This window comes from Maribacter sp. 6B07 (assembly GCF_002700155.1).
Classification (GTDB): Bacteria; Bacteroidota; Bacteroidia; order Flavobacteriales; family Flavobacteriaceae; genus Maribacter; species Maribacter dokdonensis.
On record NZ_PDUT01000001.1, the window covers coordinates 738,570 to 764,767 of the forward strand.

Below are 26,198 nucleotides of genomic sequence, written 5' to 3' on the forward strand. Positions count from 1 at the left end.
TTATATTTACTCAAAACAATCCATACAAGGCTTTCTGCCAAAAGTATAGGTCAAGGTTAATCCAGAAAAAACATACCAGTCATCACTAAAAATGTTTCCGAATTGGAATTCCTCAAAGTTAGAACCTTCTGGATTACTACCATCTAAATTATCGGTAAAGGTATACCTAGCCCCTATTTCGCCTCCAAAAATAAGAAACTGATTGATACGATACTTAAAACCAACGGTCATTGGCACCGCAAAACTACCTTCTTTCTGATTTATTTCTTGAAGAACCCCACCATTAAAATACTGGTAATCATATCTAAAGTAAGTAAGACCGGTATATAAATAAGGTGTAAATGCCGGACCCAGTTTGTGCAAATTATATTCAACAAAATTAAACTCTAGCCCAACCGAACCTTCTAAAATAGAATTATCTATGACATAACCTCTTTGCTGCCTGGCCGTAGAACTAGATTTATTGTCATCTGCAGTGAATTTGCCGTACGTTAAGCTTCCTCTCCAAGCATATCTTTTACTGATATTCCATTTGAACAATCCGCCAAAAGCAATATCGGAAGGTAAAATATAATTTGTTCTACCTACATCACTTATAGTATTGGCTCCACCTGCAAAAATACCTACTTCATATGTCTGCGATTGCAAACCCGAAAATGAAAGTAAAAGGATCAATAACGTTATATAACGCATAAAATGGGTTTTTAATTATTGGCACTATAGGGCTCTAAAAAATGGGTACCATAATTTTTATGTTCTCAAAGGATAAACAGCAATTGAAAGTATTTATTGTTCTAAAGGAGGTTCAATTTCGTCTATCTTCACCCCAAAGCAGCTTATTTCTTAAGGTCTTTAAAAAACTTTCTGAAGTATATTCTATCATTTTAATTGTAAAAGGAGCTTTGCTAATGGTTATCTCTTCACCATTCTCCAAAGAAGCTATTCTAGAGTCTAAGGACACCAAGTGGTTATCTTCCCTACCCGAAACCTTTAACCGAATTACCGTGTCATCTGATATTACCAACGGTCTTGCATTTAAGTTATGGGGAGCAATTGGCGTTAACACCAATGATTTAGCAGTAGGCACAATGACAGGACCACCGCAACTTAATGAATAACCTGTTGAACCTGTTGGTGTAGAAATTATTAAACCGTCTGCCCAATAAGAGGTAAGGTATTCATTATTTAAATAGGTCTCCACCGTAATCATAGAGGTAGTGTCTTTTCTGCTGACCGTAATTTCGTTCAAAGCAAAATTCAAATCCCCGAACTCAACATCCAACTCCTTGGTATTCAGTTGAACCAAACTACGTTCTACCACAGTATACGCCCCTTGCTTAAATTCTTGCACTACTTTACGAACATCTTCTTTCTTAAACGTTGACAAAAATCCCAATCTACCTGTATTTACACCTACTATAGGTATACCTAAGTCTTTAACAAATGTTGTAGCTCTTAATATGGTACCGTCACCACCAAAACTCACGAACATATCAAAAGTGGCATCCAAACCCTTTTCAATAGTAAATATTGGAAATGTTTCAGATTCATCATGCAACTTATATAGCTCGTAAAAATCTTTCTCTATGGAAACTTCTGCAGATACTTTGTTCAACTCATCTAACAGTTCAATGAGATATTCAATAGCATTATCTTGATAGGTTTGACCGTATACCGCTACTTTCATATTATACATTAAGATATTTATCCAAGTAATCTGATCGTTTTTTCAAATCTTCCAGAAACTCATCATCACTATTACCAAATAAAATATGGTAATTATAACGCCTAAATGTCTGTACTACCTTATTATAGTTATTGGCGGTAATCTTTAAGGTCACCTGTACGATATCATTTTGGGTATCGGTAATAAATCCACCAATGAGTTTGGCATTATTACTCTCTACAATTTGTGCAATTTCACTAAAGGAATAATCCTTAATACCTGTAGCCACTACCAAAATACTACCTGGATCTGTAAAGAAAGGGGTATCAATGAACTCCGCAACAATATCGGTAAGGCAATAGTAACCTACCACCTCTTCTTTTTCATTCAAAATAGGCAGTAAATTAGCCTCGTTACGGGCAAAAACCTCAAGAACATCAAGCCAATTGGTTTCCCTACGGGCAAAAAAACTTTGAAGCTCATACCTAAAGTCTTCTATTTTTGAGTCCGGCAATAAACCGTCCGCATCAATCTCGGAAAATAAACCTAAAAACCTTCCATCTTCCAATATAGCAATATGGGAATAGGTAGTGTCTTGAAAAAACTCCAATATTTTTTCAGAAGTATCCTTGATATCGAATACCGGTAAGTTCGTAATGATATGTTCTTGAATATGCATAAGCCTATTTATAACGCAAAATAACAATTAATAATATCAAAAGGCGTGCCTTATTTGTATTTTTGATGCTCTTAAAAGGTAAATAAGACACAATGACAAAACTTAGCGTTAACGTTAACAAAATTGCAACTCTTAGAAATGCCCGTGGCGGTAATGTTCCAAATTTACTCAAGGTAGCTACAGACATAGAAAGTTTTGGCGCCCAAGGTATAACCATTCACCCAAGACCAGATGAAAGGCATATTAGATATCAAGATGCCAGAGATCTAAAAAAAACGGTTCAAACAGAATTCAACATAGAAGGCAACCCAATATCAAAATTTATTGATTTGGTACTAGAAGTAAAGCCAGAACAAGTGACGTTAGTACCGGACTCCGTTGATGCAATCACCTCTAATGCAGGTTGGGATACCATAAAACATAAAGAATTTTTAACCGATGTTATAAAAACGTTCAAATCTGCCGGAATCAGAACATCTATTTTCGTAGATCCGGACCCAAAGATGATAGAAGGAGCAAAAGTTGTTGGTACCGACCGAATAGAACTTTACACGGAAAGCTATGCTGTCGATTATGAAAAAAATAAAGAGAAGGCCATACTACCTTTTGTAGAAGCTGCAAAAAAAGCAAATGAACTAGGTTTGGGCATCAATGCAGGTCATGACCTAAGCTTGGACAATATTGAATATTTTGCAAAAAATATTCCTAACTTACTAGAGGTATCCATTGGCCATGCTCTAATTAGTGAAGCACTTTATTTAGGGCTGGACAATGTAGTAAACATGTATTTACAAAGATTAAAATGAAACAGATATTACATTCGGTAATTTTAGGCGAAGGCAAACCCCTATGTATTTTACACGGTTTCCTGGGCATGCTAGATAATTGGAAAACATTAGGAGCACAATATGCAGAAAATGGGTTCTGCGTACACCTAATAGACCAAAGAAATCACGGCAAAAGCTTTCATTCACCAGATTTCAACTATGACATTTTAGCCAACGATTTTTTAAATTATTTAGATGCGCATACAATTGAAACCACTGCTTTAATTGGACATTCAATGGGTGGTAAGACCGCCATGCAATTTGCCTGCACCTATCCTGAGCGTATTAACCAATTATTAATTGCCGATATAGCACCAAAATACTATCCGCCACATCATAAAGATATCATTAACGGTCTAAATGCCATTGACACTACTAATTTAAAATCCAGAAAAGATGCCGACGAGCAATTAAAAAAGCATTTAGCAAACCCTGGTATTCGTCAGTTTTTATTAAAAAATCTTGAAAGGGATGAAAATAAAAAACTACGTTTTAAATTTAACCTAGAGGTTTTAAGTGAAAAAATGGAAGATATTGGGGACAATATCAACAGTACGGATAGCTTTGACGGACCCACTTTATTTCTAAGAGGAGACAAGTCTGAATATGTCACTAAAAATGATTTTGAAACCATACAAAGACACTTTCCAAAAGCTACTGTTAAAAGTATCGACAATGCTGGGCATTGGCTACATGCGGAAAACCCAGAACAGTTCTTTGAAAAATCAATGAACTTCTTTGACCAAGGCTAAACTTTTAACCCTATAAAATATACCCCTATGAAACTAATTTTGAGAATCCTTTTAAGTGCAATTGCTGTTATCATCTTAGCGAATGTATTACCTAATGTATCCGTAGATAGTTTTATGACCGCGGTCATAGTTGCCGTTGTACTCAGTATACTGAATTTACTGGTAAAACCTATATTGGTAATCCTAACATTACCGGTAACGGTAATAACTTTTGGTCTTTTTTTACTGATCATAAACGCTTTGATCATTCTTTTGGCAGACAACCTCATTGACGGTTTTGCTGTCGGAAACATTTGGTGGGCATTGATTTTTAGCCTCTTGCTATCATTTTTACAATCAATATTTTTTTCGTTGTTAAAAGAAGACAAGTCATAGTTGCTTGTGATTTGAAATTCAATACTTTAAAAAATTGGTTGACTTTGCAAAATGTAGTATTTTTGCATCCCATTTTACACATGCAAATAGATATTAAGGAATGAATATTACGAAAGAGCAGATAGACGATTTAAATGCAGTAGTTAAAGTTGCTATCACAAAAGAAGATTACCAAGATAAGGTAGACACCATTTTAAAGGATTATAAGAAGCAAGCTAATATTCCTGGTTTTAGAAAAGGCCAAGTTCCTATGGGGCTTATAAAGAAGCAATATGGTAAAGCTGTATTGGTAGATGAGGTCAACAAATTATTACAAGACAATCTTAACAAATATCTTACAGAAGAAAAATTAGATGTTCTTGGTAACCCATTACCAAAACAACAAGACAATTTTGACTGGGACCAAGATGAATTGGCGTTTGAGTTTGAATTAGGGCTTGCACCTGATTTTGAGGTTTCCTTGAAGACCAAAAAGGCAATAACCCAATACAAAATTGTAGCTGACGATAAAATGGTCAACGAGCAGGTTGAGCGTATTCAAAAACAATACGGTAAACTAGTCAGTAAAGATGAGGTTAGCAAAAACGATGAAGTAAGTGGTACTTTTTTCAATGAAGCTGAAGAGATCGATAGCAAAACAATGATCGAAACGGACAAATTGAAAAGCAAAAAAGCTTTAGATGCTTTAAAAGGTAAAAAAGTAGGCGATGTTGTTACACTAAAAACCAAAGGTCTATTTAAAGAAGATCATATGCTATCTAGCGCTTTAGGTATTGACAAGCAAAAAGCCGAAGCATTGGATACCGAAATCACCTTTACTATATCGGAAATTAACGAAAGAGAAGCTGCAGAATTGAACCAAGAGCTTTTCGATAAGCTTTTTGGTCCTGATAGCGTAAAATCTGAAAAGGAATTAAAAGAGCGTATTAAGGAAGATTCAGAAAAGCAATTTGAGCAACAGGCAGATCAAAAGTTATTGAACGATGTTACTGAATACTTTATAGAAAACACCAAATTTGAACTACCTACAGGTTTCTTGACCAAGTGGATTCAAATGACCGGTGAAGAACCATTATCTGAAGAGCAAGCAGCTGAAGAGTATGCTAAATCAGAAAAAGGATTGCGTTACCAGCTTATTGAAGGTAAAATAATTCGCGATAATGAGTTACAAGTTCAGTTTGACGAATTGAAAGAATTCTCTAAAGGATTTATTCGTTCTCAAATGGCACAATTTGGTCAATTAGATCCAAAAGAAGAGGAGTTAGATTCTATAGCTGCTCGTGTTTTAGGTAACCAAGATGAAGTAAAAAGACTGTCTGAACAATTGATGAGTCAAAAATTATTGAATCTTTACAAAGAAAAGGCAAACCTTAAGACTAAGGAGGTTACCTATGAAAATTTCGTGAAAGAAGTTTACGGATAATTCCAAACAATAAATTAAGTATCTTTACGGTGCCGGAAATATAATTTTCGGCACCTTTTTTTACTCAAAAATATAGACATACAATTTATGGATTACGGAAAAGAATTCAAGAATTTCGCTATAAACGACCAAGGAATAAGTAGCACATATTACGATTCTATAATGAGCAGCATGTACCCAACGAACATGACGCCGAACATTATTGAAGAACGTTCTATGAATATTGTAGCAATGGACGTTTATTCGCGTTTAATGATGGACCGCATCATTTTTATGGGAACCGGTATTAATGATCAGGTTGCCAACATTATACAAGCACAATTATTGTTTTTGGCCAGTGTAGATGCCAAGAAGGATATTCAAATTTACATTAACTCACCTGGAGGCAGTGTGTATGCAGGTTTAGGTATTTATGACACCATGCAGTTTATCTCTCCAGATGTAGCAACAATATGTACAGGTATGGCAGCATCAATGGGTGCCGTATTATTATGTGCAGGAGAAAAAGGAAAACGTAGTGGTTTACAGCATTCACGTGTTATGATCCACCAACCTTTAGGTGGTGCACAAGGTCAAGCCAGTGATATTGAAATTACGGCTAGAGAAATCTTAAAATTAAAAGATGAGCTTTACCAGATCATTGCTGAGCACTCTGGTACAGATATCGAAAAAGTACGTGAAGATAGTGATCGTGATTACTGGATGAAGGCAGATGAAGCTCTAAAATACGGTATGATAGATGAAATTTTGGTAAGGGAGAAGAAATAATTTCGACTAACTTATTCAAATTAATAGATGATTTTTAAACCAAAAACGATTTTAAATCGTTTAGGTATAGAATTGAGAAGATAGATAATGGCAAAGGAAAATTTAGAGTGTTCATTTTGCGGCAGAAAAAAACCAGAAACAAACTTGTTGATTGCTGGTCTTGACGCACATATTTGCGACCGTTGTATTGAGCAAGCACATGGTATTGTAGCAGAAGAATCAAAACAAACGAAGACCAACGATCTTTCTTCTGAACTTGTTTTAAAAAAACCACAAGAGATCAAAGAGTTTCTTGACACTTTTATAATTGGTCAGGAACGTACCAAAAAGGTAATGTCTGTTGCAGTATACAATCATTACAAAAGATTATTACAACCTTCCTCAAAAGAAGATGATGTAGAGATACAAAAAAGTAATATTGTTATGGTTGGTCAGACCGGTACAGGTAAGACCTTAATGGCAAAGACTATTGCCAAATTACTTAATGTACCGTTAGCTATAGTTGATGCTACCGTATTAACCGAAGCTGGTTATGTTGGTGAAGATGTAGAAAGCATTTTAACCCGTCTTTTACAGGCAGCGGATTACAACCTAGAGAAAGCGGAAAGAGGTATTGTTTTTATAGATGAGATTGATAAAATTGCACGTAAAAGCGACAACCCTTCCATAACAAGAGATGTATCTGGTGAAGGTGTTCAACAAGGTTTATTAAAACTTTTAGAAGGCACAACGGTTAATGTTCCGCCTAAGGGAGGAAGAAAACACCCTGACCAAAAGTTTATTGAAGTCAATACCGAGAATATTCTATTCATTGCCGGTGGAGCTTTTGATGGTATAGAACGCGCCATTACCAAAAGGTTAAACATGCAAGCCGTTGGGTATAGCGCTTCAAAATCCGACAGTACTTTAGATGATGACAATTTATTACAATATATCATCCCTAAAGATTTAAAGGATTTTGGACTTATTCCTGAAATAATTGGTAGACTACCGGTTCTTACACATATGAATCCGTTAGACAAGAAAACATTAAGAGCAATTTTAACCGAGCCAAAAAATGCAATCATTAAACAGTATGAAAAACTGTTTGCTATGGATGATATTACTTTTAGTATTACCGACCAAGCATTGGATTATATTGTAGAAAAAGCTATTGAATATAAGCTTGGAGCTAGAGGCTTGCGTTCTTTATGCGAAGCTATTTTCACCGATGCGATGTTTGAAATGCCTAGTTCAGGTGAAACCAACTTTAAGGTAACAAAACCATATGCCGAAGAAATGTTATCTCATGATACCATTAAAAAATTAAAGGCCGTTTCATAAATACCAATGTATACAAAACAAAAAAGCGAAGATTTTCATCTTCGCTTTTTTTATGCATTATATTCTTTTATAAGATAATTACACCACCTTTTTTTTAACCTGTGGCGCAATCTGTGTTACCTCTTGCAATAAGTCCATACAGACTTTTTTAATGATTTTCTCATCAGTATAAAGTGTATGCCCATAACCTGGCAATACTTCCATTTCAACACCTAGTTTATCACCCCATTCTTCGCTAGGTCTAAACTCGTCATTAGCACCGTATACCAACTGAAAAGGAATATTAGGCCTATCGTTCATTTTTCTGATTCTAGTTGGAGAAACACCATATAAAGATTTAACAGGCAAACCTTTTTTTGCAGCTTCCCAAACTATGGTAGCACCTGTACTAAAAGCTAAATAGTAGCAAGGCTCCGTTTCTTTCTTTAACAAATGAGACACAGCAGTGTCCGTACCACCTTCAATAAAGGCATTATGTACATTTTCTTCCGTTTGGATCAAAATATCCAAATTTGCCAATTGTTGGCTATCATAAAAAGTAATATCAAAATACTGTTGTAGATACCCTAAATAAGACGTAATCCACAATCCTTTTTTAGCGCCCCACATATCTGAAACGATCACTAATTTTTCTGCCATAATAATAGTATTTATAGTATTGGTTAAGTTTTGCTTCAGCAAGTTGTATTAATTATCCTACCAATCCCTATTTAATTGTCTACAGGTTAATATTATCGATGTAGTCCCTAATTTTAAGATTTATAAAAAAATGAAACATCAGCGTTTAACTGAAAACAAAGTTTACATTAACATCAGCTAATTTAGAGCAAGTGTTGCCAAAAAATAAAATTTTGTTGTGATTGGACTAATATTTAGTGTGTATAGAGCAAATTACTTGTTCATGAGCAAAAGCTCATCTAAATAATCCCTTTTATTAGACAATCTGGGTATCTTATGCTGCCCGCCAAGTTTGTCATTTTTCTTCAACCAATCATAAAAAAGATTTTTTCTGGCTTCATGAATTATGGGAGCATTCAAAGTAATATTATGAAGTCTCTTTGCTTCATAATCAGAATTAAGAGATTTTAATGCATTATCAAAAATCTCAACAAACGCTTTAAAATTTTCAGGTAGTTTTCTAAATTCCATGATCCACTCATGTGCACCTTTTTCTTTATTGACCATAAAAACCGGTCCGGCGGTGTAGTCCATTATTTCTGCGCCGGTTTTTGCACATGCTATTTTTAAAGCTTCTTCGGCATTTTCAATTATAAGCTCTTCGCCAAATACATTAATATGATGTTTTGTTCTACCGGTAACTTTAATGCGATACGGGCTTTTTGAAGTAAAACGTACCGTATCTCCTATTTTATATCGCCACAGACCAGAATTGGTCGTTATAACAATGGCATAGTTTTTACCAAGTTCAATATCCCATAACGGTATAGCTTCTTCATTTAATTCGCCATATATGTTCATAGGTATAAACTCATAAAAAATACCGTAATCTAACATCAGCAGTAAATCGTCTGCACCATTTCTATCTTGAATGGCAAAAAAACCTTCAGAGGCATTATAAATTTCGTAATATCTAAAATTGCTTTTAGGAAGTATCTTTTTGTACTGCTCTTTGTATGGGTTAAAATTTACACCACCGTGAAAATAAACTTCAAGATTTTCCCACACCTGAAATAAATTATCCTTACCTGTTTGCTCTAGCACTTTATTCATAAGTACTAACATCCATGATGGCACACCGGCCAAACTAGTTACGTTTTCATGAACACTTTCATGAATAATGGCCAAAAGCTTACTTTCCCAATCGCTCATTAACGACACCTTGTTACTAGGCGTACTGCTATACTCGGCCCATAAGGGCATGTTATCTATTAGTATGGCAGATAAATCCCCAAACAAAGAACCATTATCCTCGTATAACTCTTTACTACCACCTAAACGAAGACTTTTACCAGTGAACAGTTGTGAATTTTCATTGTTGTTTAAATAAAGGCATAAAAGATCTTTACTGGATTTATAGTGACAATCTTCCAAAGCCTCTGCGCTCACCGGTATAAACTTACTTTTAGCATTGGTTGTTCCACTACTCTTGGCAAACAATTTAACTTTGGTTGGCCAAAACAAATTCTGTTCCCCTCTCCGGGTACGTTCAATTATAGGCTGAACTTCCTCGTAAGAAACAATTGGCAATCTTTCTTTAAATTGATTATAAGATTCAATAGATTCAAAATCATAGGTTCTACCCACCTCTGTATCTTCTGCAAATTCTAACAACTGCAACAAAACCTCTTCTTGGACTTCTTCGGGATATTTTAAAAAAAGTTCAATCTGGTGAAATCGCTTTTTAAGCAACCAAGAGGCAATAGAATTAAATAGGGTAATTGGCATTTATAGGTATCTTTGTCTTGCTAAAAGTAGCGTATCTAATTATCATTTTCAAATTGACAAATCAATAAGCTAAATTAACATGCAATACGAAGGAGTACTAAGAAAAATGCAGACCGAAATAGGAAGTCCAATTCAATATTATATGCTTTTTGAGTCCGATTTCCTAAACGTGAACCAAGTACTTGACAAATCGCTGAAAATAGAATTCATAAAACACCAATGCCTTAACTGCGGTAACGACAGACCTATATATAGACAAGGCTTTTGTAGAACATGTTTTTTTGAAATACCATCTGCAGGCGACTGGATCATGCGACCAGAGCTGAGCAAAGCCCATTTAGATCAAGAAGATAGAGATCTAGCTTATGAGAAAAAGGTACAACTACAGCCTCACATTGTTTATTTAGCCAATTCTAGTAATGTTAAGGTAGGTGTCACCAGAAAAGCACAAGTACCTACCAGATGGATCGACCAAGGTGCGCACGAAGCTATTGAAATCGTAGAAGTACCTAATCGTTATTTGGCAGGAATTACCGAAGTTGCCCTAAAAGACCATGTTGGAGACAAAACAAACTGGCGTACTATGCTTACCAATAATGTCGTGGACGAAAATCTACAAGAATGGCGAGAAAAACTAAAACAATACATACCAGAGGAAGCATTGCCGTATTACCTAGAAACCAACAAAGAGACGGAATTAGAATTTCCAGTATTGCAATACCCTACAAAAGTTAAAAGCCTTAACCTTACTAAAACCCCTTCTTTTGAAGGCAAATTAAAAGGTATAAAAGGTCAGTATTTAATTTTTGAAGATAATACTGTATTCAACGTTAGGGGTAGCGAGGGCTACTATGTTGGCTTAACCATTAGTTAGTACTATCTTTTTTCTTATTTCCGAATAGGCCTCCTAAAATATCCTTAGCTTTTTCCTTCACTGCTTCTTTCTCAATTTTAGCAGGGGTAGAATCTTTCTTAACGGTTGTTGCTGTATCTTTTTTTGTAGCTAAAATTCCGCCTAGAATATCTTTTGCGCTCGTTTTGGTCGAAGACGTTTCACCGCTTACAGAATCTTGGGTAGCCTTATTGCCTGCAATTAGACTACCAATAAGATCTTTGGCCTTATCAGTACCTTTATTTATTAACTTTTGCTTTTCAATCTCTATTAATTTACTAGTAAGCGCCTTTACACCTGATGTTAGATCGGTTGTAACAGTTGGGCTGTTATACGCCCCGCCAATACTTGCAACAACGGGAATAGTTAGATCGGTTAAAGTAGCATCATCAATTTTAGCTATAAGTTTGGTAACGTCAGACCCAAGGTACTTTGCCGGTACCTGTAAAGATGCTTTATAATTCAATTTTTGATCAAAAGAATGGTTACCATCTACATTAATAGCAATATCCTTATAATTCAATGTAAACGGCTTCACCGCAACTAAACCATCTTTAAAAGACAATGATGTTTTAATATCTTTTAAATTCAACTGATTTACATCTATAAAATTCAACTTAGAAACAAGGGTATTTAATACTGGTGCAGATTCAGTATTTACTTCTTCCGTCATGATATCAGCAAATAAATCACCACTCAGGGACAGTAGGTTCGGCAAAAGATCATCTGTTAAATTACCTGATAAAGAAATATCCGAGGTTAATTTTCCATTCAACATTTGAGCTATGGGAGCTATTGCTTTAAAAAGATCTACGGAAGCAAAAGTTTCTTGAATACCCAAATGATTTAGATCTAGCTTCATGTTAAAAGTAGGAGTTTCCGTTTTAGTAGACACTTGGCCATTAAACCCTATTTTCCCACCAAACATTCCGGCAGACATATTACTTAATGTTGCCGTTTCATCTTTAATTTTTAAAACACCGGTTACATCGCTTAAGACGATATTATCATATATCACTTTTTTAGCATCTGCATTGATTGTAGCGTCCAAGAATGAAGGGATTTTAATTTTTTCTTCTTCAACCGTATTTCCACCAGTTGATTCATTTTCACCTGCAGAAGATGTTGTCTCTGTCTCGGCAACCATGAAATCACTTAAAGCAAAAGTATTAGACTTCAAGTTGAAATTACCTTCTACCTTTTCATCATTGAACATGAAACCTAAAAGGTTGTTTATAGTTCCTGTTGCATCAAAATCCGTTGTACCTGTAGTACCATTCAGATTGTTTAAGGTAACTGTCTTAGGGTTAAAGGTTAAACGTGCCGCCTTAAACTTTACCGGATTTGCAAGTTCGTCTGAGTTATATTCAAAATCGGTTAAGCTCAAATCTCCTGTAGTACTCGTTTTCTCATATTGCTCGTTTTCTACTGAAGCCATATCAAAAGCAGTTGTAATATCAGCCTTCAACATTCCTTTTAGATTATATTCAGCTGGTACCGGATATGCTTTTGAGATATTGGCCAAGTTCATATTTCCATCCATATGAGCCTTAACCTTTGTATTACCCATAAGCTCGGTAATATTAGAAGTAAGGTTAAACTTATCTTCATCTATCATGAACGATGCCTTGTTGATATTAACGTAGGTGTCTTCAACAATTCCTGTTTTATTATCTATCTGAACATCAAAAAACACATTTTTAACCGCTTTAGGTAAATCTGGATATTTAAAAGATGCATTATCAGATTTAAGTTCTATGTGAAATTTAGGAATATGGGTTTCATCCACCACTCCATTAAAATTACCATTTACAGCAAAATCACCTGTTGTGGTCACATTTTCAATATTCTTAGAATAAATTTCCGGTATTACAGCTAAGAAATTTTTAAAATCGGATGACGGAGTTTTGAAAGTTAAATCAACTTCTTGGCTGGTATCGTTCAACTTAACAAAACCATCAAACACCAATGGTAATTGATTGATCAAGGCCTCATTCTTTAAAAAAGAATACTTGTTCTCATTTAAATCTATACCAATAAGTGCATCTAACTTGATCTTATTCTTGTTTAAGTAATTAACACTATCCATTTCCAAAGAAATAAGAGCGTTGGTATGCGTATCCAATTCAGAAGTTGCCAATGACAGGTCTCCCGTACCATTATGTTGAAAATCATCCAATTTAAAAGCTATACCTGTAGATTTATCGGTATAATAAATTCTTGAATTGGTGATTTCATAAGACTGTAGATCAAAAGAAAAACCATCTGTTGAATTAGATTCTTCTACGGTTGTTGTAGTTTCAGAAGCAATGGCAATATCATAATTTGCATTCTCTTCTTTATCGACTACAATATTGACCAGAGCCCCCTCTAAATTGATATCATTAATAGCAATAGCATCGCCAGTACTTTTAAACAACTGCATTATTCCCATGGTCAAATCCAAATTGTTTGCCTTGAACAAGGTGTCACCTTCAAATGGCGCCTTATTAATTAACACCACATCTTTGAAATTCACTTCTGCATTTGGAAAGCTTTTGACCAAACTTAAGTTTGCCTCAGAAAAATCCAAAGTTGCATTTACATTATTATTCACATTATTTTTAATAATGTCTCCAATTTTAGCCTCTAAGAAAAAAGGTGCCGCTATCAATACAATTACAATTAGCAATAGAAATACACCTACAATCTTCAATATTTTCTTACCCATAGTATAATTTTATACTGTTTAGTTTACTGTTCTTATTCTAATACATCTAAATCCAATTCTTCATTTGGCTTTAGATTAAAACGTTTTCTCATTATATATACGAAGAAATAGAGAAAAGGGGTGTCTATAAATGCTATAAAAATCTTAAAAATAAATCCGCTCACTACAAGTCCGAAAAAAAGATTCCAAGGCAATACTTTAAACACACATAATAATGCCACAACGGTAAACGTATCTAGAAATTGTGACAGGAAAGTTGAAAAATTATTACGCAACCATAAATACTTTCCTTTTGTCAATTTTTTCCAAAAATGATAAATGGCAACATCTACATATTGCGCCAACAAATACGCGATCATAGAAGCCAAGACCGCTATTGGCGATAAAGCAAAAACCTGTGTAAATGTAGTATCATCTATAGGCGACGATGGTATAGCGGGGGCAACCTCAGCTACCAATATTATACCCATGGAAAAGAATGAAGCAAAGATACCTGCCGTAACAATTTGGTTAGCCATTTTTCTACCGTAAATTTCAGATATGAGGTCTGTAATCAAAAATGTAATCGGGTAAGGCAAAATACCCACGGATATTTCAAAAAGTGACACACCAAAAACAGTGAAATCCCCGAAGGGATTCCAATAAAAAAATTTTTGAAAAATCAGGTTGGAGACTACTAGGGAAGTAATAAACAAAGCCCCTAAACACAGATAAATACGGTGTGCTAATTTTCTATCCTTTAAGGTCATATACTTATTTAATATCTAAAGCAAACGGCATTCTTGCCTGAACCCCACTTTGCTTTTTAAAAGATTGCAATTCCTTAAGTACTTGATAAGCCTCTTCCCCTATTTCATCTTTTAAAAGGTTCTCTTTTATTTTTACGCTTGCACCTTCCAAATCTTCCATAAAACGTTCAAAGCCACTTTTATATTTAGGAAATTTTTTAACTCCGTAAGTATCTATTTCTGCCATTTCTGCCGCCGCAGATATAGCATCATCCAAATTACCCAATTCATCTACTAATCCAATCTCTAGAGCCTCGGTACCGCTCCACACCCTGCCTTGTGCCACACTATCCACCTGTGCCATTGTCATACCTCTACCTTGCGACACTCTTTGCAAAAATGTTTCATAGGTTTCCTCAATACTTTCTTGAACCTGATTTTTAAAACTTTCTTGCATTGGTTCAAAAAGCGAATATTCTACTGCATTCTTGTTGGTGCCAACCTGCTCTGCGTTTATACCAACATTGTCTGCCAACTCAGTTAAATTGGGCACTGTACCAAATACACCAATAGACCCTGTTATTGTAGTAGGTTCGGCGAAAATTTTATTAGCTCCCGCAGCAATATAATATCCTCCAGATGCCGCCACATTACCCATGGAAACTATTACCGGTTTCTCTTTTTTAGCCAATTCCACCTCTCGCCAAATAATATCGGAAGTCAAAGCGCTACCCCCAGGTGAATTCACCCGCAACACTATAGCCTTTACCTTTTCATCTTCACGCGCTTTAATCAAGGCTTCATTAATTATACCTTGGCCAATGATATTTGGGCCACCTTCACCATAAAATATTTCTCCCTGCGCAAAAACTACGGCTATTTTATCATCACCAGATTTCAAAGTCTTTTTATTGGAATACTTTACATAATCATCTAAAGAACTATAGTTAATCTTATCATCCTTCTTTAGTTCCAGCGCATTCGCCAATTTATTTTCATATTGATCATAAAATACTACATCATCTACCAACCCAGATAACTTTGCAAAGTTAGGCGTTCTACCACCTAAAGTATCTGCTATAACGTTCAGGTCAGATTCAGAAATAGAACGTGTTTCTGAAATATCGGTCACCATTGAATTCCAAAGTGACTGCAACAAAGCGGTCAATTGGCTCCTATTTGCCTCACTCATATTATTCTCCAAATAGGGCTCAACGGCACTTTTGTATTTTCCATGGCGTATAACTTCCATCTTAACGCCAGATTTTTCTTGGAGCTCTTTGTAATAAAGCACCTCAGTGGAAAGTCCTTTGAAATCTAAAACTCCTACCGGGTTTATAAAAACAGAATCTGCGACACTGGCCAAATAATAATCTCTTTGCATAAAGAAATCTGCGTATGCGTATATAAACTTACCCTCCGCTTTGAAATCCTCTAAAGAACGTCTAATTGCCTGAGTCTGTGCCAAACCGGCGATAATAAAGTTATTATTGATACTGATTCCTTTTATGCGGTCGTCATTTTTAGCTACCTCAATAGCATGGATAATTTCATCTAAACCTTGTGATTCTTCAAAAATACCCGCAAACGGATCAAGCTCATTGCTACCGGTATAATCAGATATTGGTCTTTGTAACTGTAACTCAAGAATAGAATTATCTTTTACCGCAACAGCATCTTCACTACTGCTTACAAGACTTACAAATATTAAAAACATTACGAACAAAATACCAAAAGCAAATAGAGAACCTAAAATAGATGCTAGAAAATTTCTTAAAAACTTCATTTAAATCTTTCTTTTAAATAGTTAACAAAGATAACTAATGTGAATATGTTTTAGTTATTTTGTTCTAACATTATGGGAGTATACAAAACAGCACTTTTATCAATAGGAAGTAATTTGGGTAACCGCCAATTATTATTACAAAAGGCCATTTTTGAAATTGGCAAGGTTGCGGGCGAGGTAAGACAAGTATCTGCCACCTATGAAACCCCTTCTTGGGGTTTTGAAGGCGAAGATTTTTTCAATGCCTGTTTAGAACTACAGACCTTACTTACACCAGAAGAACTACTTGTTAAGTTATTATCCATTGAAACAGCTTTTGGAAGGGAAAGAAAAAACAGCGACGCGTACGAGAGTAGAACTTTGGATATTGACATCATATATTATGAAAAAGAGGTTATAAATACCGAAACGCTTACGATACCGCACCCAAAAATGCAAGAGAGAAAATTTATTTTAAAACCTCTTGCAGATATTTCACCACAATTTTACCATCCTATCTTTAATAAAGACACCCGCAATTTATTACAAGAATGTAAAGACAAAAGCACCATTACCAAACAAGTGCCCAGGCTTTTTAAAAATAGACATACGTTTTTTGCCAGTTTACAATATGTAGCTATAGAAGGTAATATTGGTGCTGGAAAAACAACCTTGGCCACAAAAATTGCTGAAGATTTCAATGCAAAATTAATTCTAGAACGATTTGCCGAAAACCCTTTTTTACCTAATTTTTATATTGACCAATCCAGATATGCCTTTCCATTAGAAATGTCATTTTTAGCAGACCGCTATCAACAATTCACAGAAGACACCAATCAATTGGATCTTTTTAAAAGTTTTATGGTAAGTGATTATGACATTTATAAATCCCTAATATTTGCCAAGGTCACCCTACAACAAAACGAGTTTGACCTATATAGAAAAGTGTTCAACTTCATGTACAAAGAAGTTAAAAAACCTAAAATTTACGTTTATCTGTATCAAACTACAGAACGACTATTACAGCAAATTAAGCAACGAGGAAGAGACTACGAACAGAATATTGAACTTACCTATTTAGAAAAAATCAATAGGGGCTATTTTGACTTTTTACGCACCTACCCTAAAGAAAACCAACTAATTATAGACGTTAGCGCCTTAGATTTCGTAAGTAGCAGCAATGATTATGAAACGGTTTTAACCAAGATTGAAGACTTCGCCCTGACCAATTTATATCAATAATAAATTACCGGATTTCTTGTGTAAATGAAAAGAAAATCTTTTCTTGTGAAGGCATACGTGCAACTAACTAACTCAAACTATACTAAAAAACCTGGTCTACGACCAGGTTTTTTTATGCGTTAATTTTGCTCCAGCAATCCCAAACTACGATACCTACACTAACCGAAATATTTAAGGAATGCTTAGTCCCAAATTGAGGTATTTCCAATACTTCGTTACTTGCCGTAACCACATTTTGAGCAACACCTTTAACCTCGTTTCCAAAAACCAGGACCTGCTTCTTTTCTTTAGCAGGAGCATAATCATTCAATTGAGTTGCATTCTCTGCCTGTTCTACAGAAATTACATGACATCCTTCATTTTTAAGCCTTTCAACCAATTCTATTGTATTTGGAACATATTCCCAATCTACACTATCGGTTGCGCCTAAGGCGGTTTTATGAATATCCTTATGGGGAGGAGTAGCCGTTATACCGCATAAATATATTTTTTCAACAAGAAAAGCATCGGCCGTTCTAAAAACCGAACCAATATTATTTAAACTTCTTATATTATCAAGTACAATTATAATAGGTGATTTTCCTGCACTTTTATATGCTTCAACATCTATTCTCCCCAGTTCATCATTTCGTAATTTCCTCATAGTCCCAATTCAATTTCATTAGCACAATATGATCGTAAACTTATCCTCAAATATCAACAATAATTAAAATTTCAGGGATAAAACCATATTTTCGTGAAGGTGCAAAATTAATGAGATAAAGATAAAGTGGCGGAAAAAAGCAAAACAAAAAAGGTAACCCCTTTAATGAAGCAATATAACACCATCAAGACCAAATATCCTGATGCCCTATTGCTTTTTAGAGTAGGTGATTTTTATGAAACTTTTGGTGAAGATGCAGTGAAGGCTTCACGTATTCTTGGTATTATACTGACCAATAGAAATAATGGTGGAGAACGAACAGAATTGGCCGGATTTCCCCACCATTCATTGAACACATATTTACCCAAATTGGTTAAAGCGGGGCAACGCGTTGCTATCTGCGACCAATTAGAAGACCCTAAACAGACCAAAACCATTGTAAAGAGAGGAGTTACGGAATTGGTTACACCTGGGGTAGCCATGAACGATGACATCTTAAACTCAAAGACCAATAATTTTCTTTGTGCTATTCATTTTGGAAGGAAAAAAATAGGGATTTCATTCGTTGATATTTCTACAGGTGAATTTTTAACTTCTGAAGGCAGCGAAGAACAAATTGATAAATTATTACAAAATTTTTCACCTAATGAGGTATTGATATCTAAAGCCCATAAGAAAGAGTTTTTAGATGTTTTCGGTAAAAACCACCATCTCTTTTATTTAGAAGATTGGGTTTTCCAAGAAGATTATGCCTTGGAAAATCTTACCTCACACTTTAACACCAACACCTTAAAAGGTTTTGGCGTTGACCATCTAACCTGTGGGATTATAGCATCTGGGGTCGTTTTACACTATTTAGGAGAAACACAGCACAGACAATTACAGCATATATCAAAATTACAACGTATTGCTGAAGATGATTATATATGGATGGATAGGTTTACCATTAAGAACCTTGAACTCTATCATTCCACCAATGTAAACGCGGTGACGCTTTTAGATGTTATCGACAAAACGATATCACCCATGGGTGGGCGAATGATAAAACGATGGCTTGCACTACCCCTTAAGAACCTGCAAAAAATTACCCGGCGACAGGAAATTGTTTCTTACTTACACCAAAATGAGGTGACATTAGAAAAATTTCAGCACCATATTAAGCAGATGGGCGATATAGAGCGATTGATCTCTAAGGTAGCTACAGGAAAAGTAAACCCTAAAGAAGTGGTTCAATTAAAGAATTCGCTCGAAGCTTTAATACCTATCAAACAATTGGCTACTTCATCTGAAAACGAATCTTTGGCACTTACAGGGGATCAAATACAATCCTGCGACTTGTTAAGGGCTAAAATCAAAGAAATGCTTAGCGAAGAGGCACCTGTAAACATTTTAAAAGGTAGCACTATAGCCCAAGGATTTTCAGAAGAGCTAGACGAACTAAGAGGTTTAGCCACATCTGGAAAGAACTATTTAAATAATATGTTGGAAAGGGAAACAGCTGCAACCGGCATTACATCCCTAAAAATAGCGTCCAACAATGTTTTTGGATATTACATAGAAGTAAGAAATACCCATAAAGACAAGGTTCCGGAAAATTGGACACGTAAGCAAACTTTGGTTAATGCAGAACGCTACATTACCGAAGAACTAAAAGAATATGAAGCAAAAATTTTAGGAGCTGAAGACCGTATTCTAACCTTGGAACAGCAGCTTTTCTCTCAATTGGTTGTGTGGATGCAAGAATACATTACCCCCGTACAGAACAATGCACACCTGGTTGCGCAGTTAGACTGTCTCTGCGGATTTGCCCAATTGGCAAAAGAGAATGCCTATAACTGCCCTACATTGAACGACTCTACTGATTTAGAGATTACCGAAGGAAGACACCCTGTCATTGAAAAACAATTACCATTAGGTGAACAGTACATTGCAAACGATTTACAGTTAGACAGATCCAATCAACAGTTCATAATGATCACCGGTCCCAATATGAGTGGTAAATCCGCATTACTAAGGCAAACGGCATTAATAGTGCTATTGGCACAAATGGGAAGTTTTGTTCCTGCGGAAACGGCTAAAATTGGCGTCGTTGATAAAATATTTACCCGTGTAGGAGCCAGCGACAACATTTCAATGGGCGAATCTACTTTTATGGTCGAAATGAACGAAACCGCCTCTATTCTTAACAACCTGTCTGAGCGTAGTTTGGTACTGTTAGATGAAATAGGTCGTGGTACCAGTACCTATGATGGTATTTCTATTGCCTGGGCCATATCCGAGTATTTACATGAGCACCCAGCAAGGGCAAAAACCATGTTCGCCACCCATTATCACGAGCTAAATGAAATGACCAATACCTTTGGCCGTATTAAAAATTTCAATGTAGCTATCAAAGAACTAAAAGACAACGTTCTCTTCTTAAGAAAATTAATCCCCGGAGGTAGTGAACATAGTTTTGGTATTCATGTAGCTAAAATGGCCGGTATGCCACAACAAGTAATTCAAAAAGCCAACAAGATTCTAAAAAAATTAGAAAACAAACATGTAAGTGGTGAGGTTACGGATAAGCTTATAAACGATTCTGACGAAATGCAACTTAGTTTTTTCAATTTGGACGATCCGTTATTGGAAGAAATAAAGGATGAAATAACCCATTTGGACATAGATACGCTCACACCTGTAGAAGCATTAATGAAATTAAATGAGATTAAACGTCTGTTAACCAAGGACAAAAAGGCGACATCATAAAATATTTAATTCTTTTACACTTTTTTACTTTGGAATTTACAGAATTGTATTAAATTTGCACCCGCATCTTTTAAGAGATGCACGTTCATAAACTTGCGAAAATAGCTCAGCTGGTAGAGCGCCACCTTGCCAAGGTGGAGGTCGCGGGTTCGAATCCCGTTTTTCGCTCTGCAAAATGTTGTTCAGCAACATTTTTAAAAAAACCAAGTATGCTCGAGTGGTGGAATTGGTAGACACGCCGGACTTAAAATCCTGTGCTCTTTGGGGCGTGCGGGTTCAAGTCCCGCCTCGAGTACCACAAACCCCTGAAATCAATTGATTTCAGGGGTTTTTTATTTTATGTACTTTACAAATTGAAGTCGAAAGTTATTTACTAACTTTAGTATTGAAATAGTTTACATGCCAAAAAAAATTCTCAAAATACTCGGATTACTTTTCATACTGTTAGTATTCGTCATTTTTACATGTAATATCATAATTTCAAACACCGCTGACGGAAAAACCTTTACCGACATCTCATCAACACCCAAGAACAGAGTAGGTTTAGTTTTAGGAACCTCAAACAAACTAACCAATGGCTCTCCCAATCCGTATTATACTTATCGTATAAATGCCACAAAAGCGTTGTACAATGCCGGTAAAATAGAATTTATACTTGTTAGTGGTGATAATGGCAGTATTTACTATAATGAGCCAGATACCTTTAAAAAAGATTTGATAAAGGCTGGTATTCCTGAGCGGGCAATTTTCTTGGACTATGCAGGTTTTAGGACTTTAGACTCAATGTTTAGAGCAAAGTTTATTTTTGGTTTGAACAATGTTACCGTAATCTCGCAAAAATTCCACAACGAGAGAGCTATTTATATAGCCAAACAAAAGGGGCTTAACGCTATTGGATTTAACGCTCAAGACGTTTCTACCAGTCAAGGCATAAAAGTGCAGCTAAGGGAATATTTGGCACGGGTAAAGGTATTTATCGATATGCTTTTAAATACCCAACCAAAATTCTATGGCACCACTATAGAAATAAAATAGCTTACTTTTAATCTTACCAACTAATCTTATAAGTAATGCCAAGTTTTAAAACAGTACTGAAAAATTTAGGTCCAGGAATCTTATTTGCCAGTATGGCCATTGGCACCTCTCACTTGGTACTATCTACTAAAGCCGGTGCCCAATATGGTTGGCTTATGATAATACCTATTATACTGGCCAACGTATTAAAGTATCCATTTTTCGAATTTGGAGTAAGGTACACTAACGTCACCAATAAAACATTGATAGAAGGATACCTAAACCGTGGTAAAGGTTATTTATGGTTCTATGCCATCATAACATTTGTTACCACTTTTACCATCTTAGCGGCATTGTACACCGTTACTGCAGGGCTATTCATAAACTTGTTTAATATTGGACATAGTTCTATTGCTATTGTAGCTTTATCGCTTTTCTTGATCATTAGTGCCCTTTTGATTTTTGGAAAATATAGATTCTTGGAGATTAGTTTAAAGTTTGTAATAAGCATATTGTTCATTGCGCTATTGGTTACAACCGTACTAGTGATTGTCAAAGGACCGGTTGACCATGCATTGGACTTTGAACCACTACCTATTTTCAATGAAGTAGGAATTCTTTTTTTAATAGGGTTAATTGGGTGGATGCCCACGACCGTTGAAGCTTCTAGCTGGATTAGCTTGTGGAGCATAGAAAAATGGAAAAATCAAGAAAAGCCAAGTTTAAAAGAATCTTTACAAGAATTTAATATGGGCTATATTATAACGGCAATTCTTGCGGTATTTTTTATGGTCATAGGATGGTATACATTATATGGAACCAACACCCAGCTCAGTAATAATGCCATAAGCTTTGCGGATCAAGTTGTTCGCCTGTTTACTGAGCATATTGGCACTTGGGCTTATCTATTTATAGCAATTTCAGCATTTGCCACTATGTTTAGCACATGCATGACGGCACATGATGCGTTGGCAAGGGTAAGTTTGGATATTATTTCCCTATTAAAACCAAAAGAGAAATGGTATAGCACAAAAAACGCTTACACCACAGGAATACTCATCTTGACCTTCATCAACTTTGTTGTCATTGCCGCATTTAGTGCAAACATGGGAAATTTAGTTGCTTTGGCCACTTTTGTATCTTTCGTTGTAGCGCCATTAGTAGGATACATGAATTTAAAAAATGTTACCAGTAGTGATCTAGACCCAAAATTTTGGCCCAATAAGCAGCTAAGATTTTTAACCTATGTAGGTATTTTGTTTCTCTCCCTCTTTGCGCTTTACTATTTCTATATTATCATTTTATAGTAGGCAAGGTTGCTTTCCCTATTCCACTACAAAAAGCGTTCGTTCATTCTGCTTATGAAGAAAATCTAAACAATAAGCGCCATTGGTACAATTGTTTACAATATTCTCTTCTCCATACCCCGTAGCCTCAAGTATATTATGTGAACCCAAACCATTGTTCAACAAATACTGCTTAATGGTATTGGCCCTGTCTTGCGACAATCTTTTATTGTACGAACTACTACCTCTACTGTCCGTGTACGAAAGAATTCTTAATCTTATTTGTGGAAAGCGCTCTACCGCGTCTATAACTTTTTTCAATTGCCCCTCTACTTGAGCATTCAAAATTGACTTTCCCTTATCAAAATAAAACTTATCCAATTTAATAACTGTTTTCTCTTCCCGTTCCGTTACCAAATCTTCCATTTTGGCAAGACCCATATTGTAAGAGGAATTTTGAATTTCCTCCATCCCTTCTTCAGAGTAGGTGGTGGAGAAAATAGAATAACCGTCACTCATTGCCTGTATGGTGACCTGAGACATCCATGGAACTTCAATTCTAAAACTTCCGTCCGAATTAGACACAACTTCCTTTAAAATATCTCCATTTTGATTCAACAGTCTTACCTGTGCTCCTTCCAAACCTGCTTTATTTCTTAGATTAACCACCTTGCCCCCAAGTGCAAATGTTTTTAATCCTGGTGATTTATCGAGCATAAATCCATAAAGATCATCCCCACCTTTTCCGCCTTTTCTATTTGAAGCGAAAAAACCGGACAATCCATTACCCTCCTTAGCCTTCTGGATTATAAAGCCGAAATCATCGGATACCGAATTGATACCTTCACCTAAATTTACAGGAATGGTATATGTTTCATTAGCTAGTATATTAGATTTATAAACATCCATACCACCTAGACCATAAAAAACGTCGGAAGAAAAATATAAGCTTCCTTCATAGATATATGGAGCTATTTCATTTCCGGGCGAATTTATTCTAGGTCCCAAATTAATTGGAGCAGACATTATTTGACCATTATTGGTGTACACATAATATAGGTCTGTACCACCATAACTATCATCAAAATTTGCCGCAAAATATAATCGTTCAGTATTATCATCAAAAAATGGATAATAAAAAGAAGTACTTAAATCCTTTAAGATAAATCTAAATCTACCATTTTCTGAAAGTGTACCAATGGCTAAAGCATTCTTCCCATTTTCATCATATCTTAATTCACCATCTTCGGTGTTGGAAAGAATGTAAAAGAACGTGGACAATTTTGTTGAGTAATAAGGTGTTGATTTATGAAACTCGGTAGCCGGTATTTCTTTAAAAGTTTCTACATCTAAAAGCGTATTTGTTGAACTTATTCTAGCAAAATAAATATCCAAATACGATTCGCCCGTAGGGCCATATACATTTTTAGAATTTCTAGATCTACTACTACTGAATAATATTCCATTTTTATAAAACGCTGGGGAGAAATCTCCCTGAGGACTATTAAGCCCTAAATCGCGAATTGTTTTATCTTCATTGCCTGCCGGAATTTCCAATAAGCTATAATTGAACTCTGCGTTTTCTAAAAGTTCTGGAGATAATTTATCCGCTTTTGACCTAAGAAAAGTTTTCACTCTATCTCGTTCTGAATTTTTAGAAAGGCTTTGCAACATTTTATTGAACCTGTTCACAGACATAATAGTGTCATTCTTATTGACCTCTAAATATAGCTCTGAAGCATTATCATATTTACCCGTGCTAAAGTATGAGTCCGCTAAATTCAGTAATTGATGGTTAGTCAATGGTTTCTTTTCCATTTCCTTTTTATACTCTGCAATTGCCTGTTGGTAGCGATATCCATAAAAAAGATTATCTGCCTTGGACTTCTTGTCTTGGGCAAAACCCAAAAGCGGTATAATAATCAGAATTGTTATGAGAAATTTAAATTTCATTATAGTTCTATTTAAAAGAAACGTGGTGAATCTACTTGTTTAGGTTTTCCTTTCGCATTCTTGTCACCACTTCCTTTTGATTTCGCTGCTCCTTGTCTACCTAAATAGAATTTTAGTATTATTTCATGAGAACCATTATTGAACTCACCTAACAAGTTTGTATTGTAATCATAAGAATACCCTGCAAACAATTGGTTTGATATTTGAAAGCCTGCTAAACCACTGAATGCATTGTCTAGACGATAGGATGCACCAGCTGTAAATACATCTGAAATTAAAAAATTACCCGATAAGTTTACATTCACGGGTGAACCTGCAATAGTATTGACCAAAAATGCCGGTTTAAACTTTAAATTATCTGAAAGTTCAAATACATAGCCACCTATAAAATTAAATTGAAGTTTGTCTTCAACTATAGATGATACTTCATCATTATACACACCTTCTGTCAAAAAATTAGGAACAGAGGCACCTAAGTACCAATCTTCAGCATACAGGAAAGCACCTGCACCAACGGTTGGATAAAATTTGCTCAACATTTCATCATTAAGGTCCTCACCCGGATTTTCAAAAGTTCCTTTAGAAAAATCAACATTTAAAAAAGAACCTCCTGCATCTATACCAAAAGAAAGTTTAGTCTCATCTGTAACCATAATTTGATATGAATAAGAAACATCTGCATAGGTTTGCGTTGTTGGTCCTAATTGATCACTAACAATATTTAAACCCAATCCAACTTTTTCATTTTGAAAAGGAAGGTTAGCTCCAAAACGAAATGTACGGGGTGCCCCGGGAATATCTATCCATTGAGCTCTATACAGACCAGAAAACTCAGGGTTTTCTACCGTACCCACATAAGCAGGATTAAAGCTACCAATATTGTACATGTACTGGGTATACTGCGGTTCTTTCTGTGAAAATGCATTAAAGCCTATCAGAGAAAATAGCACTAAGGCAATAGTATAACTAGTTTTATTAAAGTTATAATCCATAATTTA

Annotated in this window: 22 protein-coding genes and 2 tRNA genes; 13 read left to right on the forward strand and 11 right to left on the reverse strand. The window is 35.4% G+C overall.

The window, feature by feature from the left end; translation table 11 throughout:
• Window positions 1-6: 6 nt before the first annotated feature.
• The 3 genes from CSC80_RS03155 to CSC80_RS03165 form a co-directional block, all read right to left on the reverse strand.
• Window positions 7-693, reverse strand: coding sequence for a DUF6089 family protein (locus CSC80_RS03155; RefSeq protein WP_091606752.1), 687 nt, complete (start codon window positions 691-693; stop codon window positions 7-9).
• A 112-nt stretch (window positions 694-805) separates the two neighbouring features.
• The gene (locus CSC80_RS03160; RefSeq protein WP_099191392.1) at window positions 806-1,687 is read right to left on the reverse strand and encodes an NAD kinase; all 882 of its coding nucleotides are present in this window, start codon (window positions 1,685-1,687) and stop codon (window positions 806-808) included.
• A gap of 1 nt (window position 1,688) precedes the next feature.
• Entirely contained in the window at window positions 1,689-2,345 is a 657-nt protein-coding gene (locus CSC80_RS03165; protein ID WP_058103891.1) for a CBS domain-containing protein, read from the reverse strand.
• Window positions 2,346-2,437: 92 nt separating this feature from the next.
• On the opposite strand from CSC80_RS03165, the gene CSC80_RS03170 reads away from it, so the two are divergent.
• The 6 genes from CSC80_RS03170 to clpX all read left to right on the forward strand — a co-directional run bounded on the left by CSC80_RS03170 (window position 2,438) and on the right by clpX (window position 7,813).
• Window positions 2,438-3,151 (forward strand): pyridoxine 5'-phosphate synthase, encoded by a 714-nt coding sequence (locus CSC80_RS03170; RefSeq protein WP_099189713.1) that lies wholly within the window; start codon window positions 2,438-2,440, stop codon window positions 3,149-3,151.
• Window positions 3,148-3,924, forward strand: a complete 777-nt coding sequence (locus tag CSC80_RS03175) for an alpha/beta fold hydrolase (RefSeq protein WP_099189715.1) — start codon at window positions 3,148-3,150, stop codon at window positions 3,922-3,924. Before CSC80_RS03170 ends, CSC80_RS03175 begins: the two co-directional genes overlap by 4 nt.
• A gap of 27 nt (window positions 3,925-3,951) precedes the next feature.
• Window positions 3,952-4,299 (forward strand): phage holin family protein, encoded by a 348-nt coding sequence (locus CSC80_RS03180; RefSeq protein ID WP_074672087.1) that lies wholly within the window; start codon window positions 3,952-3,954, stop codon window positions 4,297-4,299.
• 100 nt (window positions 4,300-4,399) lie between these two features.
• A complete protein-coding gene (gene tig, locus CSC80_RS03185; protein WP_099189717.1) occupies window positions 4,400-5,722 on the forward strand; it encodes a trigger factor in 1,323 nt (440 codons plus the stop codon).
• Window positions 5,723-5,809: 87 nt separating this feature from the next.
• Complete coding sequence (gene clpP, locus CSC80_RS03190) at window positions 5,810-6,490, forward strand: ATP-dependent Clp endopeptidase proteolytic subunit ClpP (RefSeq protein WP_058103896.1); 681 nt, start codon at window positions 5,810-5,812, stop codon at window positions 6,488-6,490.
• Window positions 6,491-6,577: 87 nt separating this feature from the next.
• On the forward strand, window positions 6,578-7,813 hold the full coding sequence (clpX, locus tag CSC80_RS03195; RefSeq protein ID WP_058103897.1) for an ATP-dependent Clp protease ATP-binding subunit ClpX: 1,236 nt from the start codon (window positions 6,578-6,580) through the stop codon (window positions 7,811-7,813).
• Window positions 7,814-7,891: 78 nt separating this feature from the next.
• Here the strand turns inward: clpX and CSC80_RS03200 are convergent, their stop codons facing one another.
• Both CSC80_RS03200 and CSC80_RS03205 read right to left on the reverse strand, forming a co-directional pair.
• Complete coding sequence (locus CSC80_RS03200) at window positions 7,892-8,452, reverse strand: hypothetical protein (protein ID WP_099189719.1); 561 nt, start codon at window positions 8,450-8,452, stop codon at window positions 7,892-7,894.
• A gap of 252 nt (window positions 8,453-8,704) precedes the next feature.
• Window positions 8,705-10,219 carry a GH3 auxin-responsive promoter family protein gene (locus tag CSC80_RS03205; protein WP_099189721.1) on the reverse strand — a complete coding sequence of 505 codons (1,515 nt, stop codon included), beginning with the start codon at window positions 10,217-10,219 and terminating at the stop codon, window positions 8,705-8,707.
• 79 nt (window positions 10,220-10,298) lie between these two features.
• Here CSC80_RS03205 and CSC80_RS03210 point away from each other — a divergent pair, with 79 nt between their 5' ends.
• On the forward strand, window positions 10,299-11,093 hold the full coding sequence (locus CSC80_RS03210; protein WP_091606769.1) for a DUF2797 domain-containing protein: 795 nt from the start codon (window positions 10,299-10,301) through the stop codon (window positions 11,091-11,093).
• Here CSC80_RS03210 and CSC80_RS03215 read toward each other — a convergent pair.
• Genes CSC80_RS03215 through sppA form a run of 3 tightly spaced genes read right to left on the reverse strand, consistent with a single transcriptional unit; the run spans window position 11,086 to window position 16,335 of the window.
• Window positions 11,086-13,821, reverse strand: coding sequence for an AsmA-like C-terminal region-containing protein (locus CSC80_RS03215; RefSeq protein WP_099189723.1), 2,736 nt, complete (start codon window positions 13,819-13,821; stop codon window positions 11,086-11,088). The genes CSC80_RS03210 and CSC80_RS03215 overlap by 8 nt on opposite strands.
• A 32-nt stretch (window positions 13,822-13,853) precedes the next feature.
• Window positions 13,854-14,570, reverse strand: a complete 717-nt coding sequence (locus CSC80_RS03220; protein ID WP_099189725.1) for a queuosine precursor transporter — start codon at window positions 14,568-14,570, stop codon at window positions 13,854-13,856.
• Window positions 14,571-14,574: 4 nt separating this feature from the next.
• Entirely contained in the window at window positions 14,575-16,335 is a 1,761-nt protein-coding gene (gene sppA, locus CSC80_RS03225) for a signal peptide peptidase SppA (RefSeq protein WP_099189727.1), read from the reverse strand.
• A gap of 72 nt (window positions 16,336-16,407) precedes the next feature.
• On the opposite strand from sppA, the gene folK reads away from it, so the two are divergent.
• The gene (gene folK, locus CSC80_RS03230; RefSeq protein WP_099189729.1) at window positions 16,408-17,556 is read left to right on the forward strand and encodes a 2-amino-4-hydroxy-6-hydroxymethyldihydropteridine diphosphokinase; all 1,149 of its coding nucleotides are present in this window, start codon (window positions 16,408-16,410) and stop codon (window positions 17,554-17,556) included.
• Between the two features lie 112 nt (window positions 17,557-17,668).
• Here folK and CSC80_RS03235 read toward each other — a convergent pair whose 3' ends face one another.
• Window positions 17,669-18,199 (reverse strand): RNA methyltransferase, encoded by a 531-nt coding sequence (locus CSC80_RS03235; protein ID WP_099189731.1) that lies wholly within the window; start codon window positions 18,197-18,199, stop codon window positions 17,669-17,671.
• A gap of 165 nt (window positions 18,200-18,364) precedes the next feature.
• On the opposite strand from CSC80_RS03235, the gene mutS reads away from it, so the two are divergent.
• From mutS to CSC80_RS03260, 5 genes are all read left to right on the forward strand, one after another.
• Window positions 18,365-20,947 (forward strand): DNA mismatch repair protein MutS, encoded by a 2,583-nt coding sequence (gene mutS, locus CSC80_RS03240; protein WP_058104321.1) that lies wholly within the window; start codon window positions 18,365-18,367, stop codon window positions 20,945-20,947.
• A gap of 95 nt (window positions 20,948-21,042) precedes the next feature.
• A tRNA-Gly gene (locus CSC80_RS03245) sits at window positions 21,043-21,115 on the forward strand.
• 43 nt (window positions 21,116-21,158) lie between these two features.
• Window positions 21,159-21,245: transfer RNA gene (locus tag CSC80_RS03250), tRNA-Leu, on the forward strand.
• A 101-nt stretch (window positions 21,246-21,346) separates the two neighbouring features.
• Window positions 21,347-21,982: an ElyC/SanA/YdcF family protein gene (locus CSC80_RS03255; protein WP_099189733.1), complete on the forward strand. Its 636-nt coding sequence runs from the start codon at window positions 21,347-21,349 to the stop codon at window positions 21,980-21,982.
• Between the two features lie 35 nt (window positions 21,983-22,017).
• Complete coding sequence (locus CSC80_RS03260) at window positions 22,018-23,268, forward strand: divalent metal cation transporter (RefSeq protein WP_099189735.1); 1,251 nt, start codon at window positions 22,018-22,020, stop codon at window positions 23,266-23,268.
• 18 nt (window positions 23,269-23,286) lie between these two features.
• Here the strand turns inward: CSC80_RS03260 and CSC80_RS03265 are convergent, their stop codons facing one another.
• Both CSC80_RS03265 and CSC80_RS03270 read right to left on the reverse strand, forming a co-directional pair.
• Window positions 23,287-25,200: an OmpA family protein gene (locus CSC80_RS03265; protein ID WP_099189737.1), complete on the reverse strand. Its 1,914-nt coding sequence runs from the start codon at window positions 25,198-25,200 to the stop codon at window positions 23,287-23,289.
• Between the two features lie 11 nt (window positions 25,201-25,211).
• A complete protein-coding gene (locus CSC80_RS03270) occupies window positions 25,212-26,192 on the reverse strand; it encodes a type IX secretion system membrane protein PorP/SprF (protein WP_099189739.1) in 981 nt (326 codons plus the stop codon).
• Window positions 26,193-26,198 lie beyond the last annotated feature (6 nt).

Coding starts and splice junctions, on each gene's coding strand:
- CSC80_RS03155 (WP_091606752.1), bottom strand. CDS start 693: ATGCGTTATATAACGTTATTGATCCTTTTACTTTCATTTTCGGGTTTG.
- CSC80_RS03160 (WP_099191392.1), bottom strand. CDS start 1,687: ATGAAAGTAGCGGTATACGGTCAAACCTATCAAGATAATGCTATTGAA.
- CSC80_RS03165 (WP_058103891.1), bottom strand. CDS start 2,345: ATGCATATTCAAGAACATATCATTACGAACTTACCGGTATTCGATATC.
- CSC80_RS03170 (WP_099189713.1), top strand. CDS start 2,438: ATGACAAAACTTAGCGTTAACGTTAACAAAATTGCAACTCTTAGAAAT.
- CSC80_RS03175 (WP_099189715.1), top strand. CDS start 3,148: ATGAAACAGATATTACATTCGGTAATTTTAGGCGAAGGCAAACCCCTA.
- CSC80_RS03180 (WP_074672087.1), top strand. CDS start 3,952: ATGAAACTAATTTTGAGAATCCTTTTAAGTGCAATTGCTGTTATCATC.
- tig (WP_099189717.1), top strand. CDS start 4,400: ATGAATATTACGAAAGAGCAGATAGACGATTTAAATGCAGTAGTTAAA.
- clpP (WP_058103896.1), top strand. CDS start 5,810: ATGGATTACGGAAAAGAATTCAAGAATTTCGCTATAAACGACCAAGGA.
- clpX (WP_058103897.1), top strand. CDS start 6,578: ATGGCAAAGGAAAATTTAGAGTGTTCATTTTGCGGCAGAAAAAAACCA.
- CSC80_RS03200 (WP_099189719.1), bottom strand. CDS start 8,452: ATGGCAGAAAAATTAGTGATCGTTTCAGATATGTGGGGCGCTAAAAAA.
- CSC80_RS03205 (WP_099189721.1), bottom strand. CDS start 10,219: ATGCCAATTACCCTATTTAATTCTATTGCCTCTTGGTTGCTTAAAAAG.
- CSC80_RS03210 (WP_091606769.1), top strand. CDS start 10,299: ATGCAATACGAAGGAGTACTAAGAAAAATGCAGACCGAAATAGGAAGT.
- CSC80_RS03215 (WP_099189723.1), bottom strand. CDS start 13,821: ATGGGTAAGAAAATATTGAAGATTGTAGGTGTATTTCTATTGCTAATT.
- CSC80_RS03220 (WP_099189725.1), bottom strand. CDS start 14,570: ATGACCTTAAAGGATAGAAAATTAGCACACCGTATTTATCTGTGTTTA.
- sppA (WP_099189727.1), bottom strand. CDS start 16,335: ATGAAGTTTTTAAGAAATTTTCTAGCATCTATTTTAGGTTCTCTATTT.
- folK (WP_099189729.1), top strand. CDS start 16,408: ATGGGAGTATACAAAACAGCACTTTTATCAATAGGAAGTAATTTGGGT.
- CSC80_RS03235 (WP_099189731.1), bottom strand. CDS start 18,199: ATGAGGAAATTACGAAATGATGAACTGGGGAGAATAGATGTTGAAGCA.
- mutS (WP_058104321.1), top strand. CDS start 18,365: ATGAAGCAATATAACACCATCAAGACCAAATATCCTGATGCCCTATTG.
- CSC80_RS03255 (WP_099189733.1), top strand. CDS start 21,347: ATGCCAAAAAAAATTCTCAAAATACTCGGATTACTTTTCATACTGTTA.
- CSC80_RS03260 (WP_099189735.1), top strand. CDS start 22,018: ATGCCAAGTTTTAAAACAGTACTGAAAAATTTAGGTCCAGGAATCTTA.
- CSC80_RS03265 (WP_099189737.1), bottom strand. CDS start 25,200: ATGAAATTTAAATTTCTCATAACAATTCTGATTATTATACCGCTTTTG.
- CSC80_RS03270 (WP_099189739.1), bottom strand. CDS start 26,192: ATGGATTATAACTTTAATAAAACTAGTTATACTATTGCCTTAGTGCTA.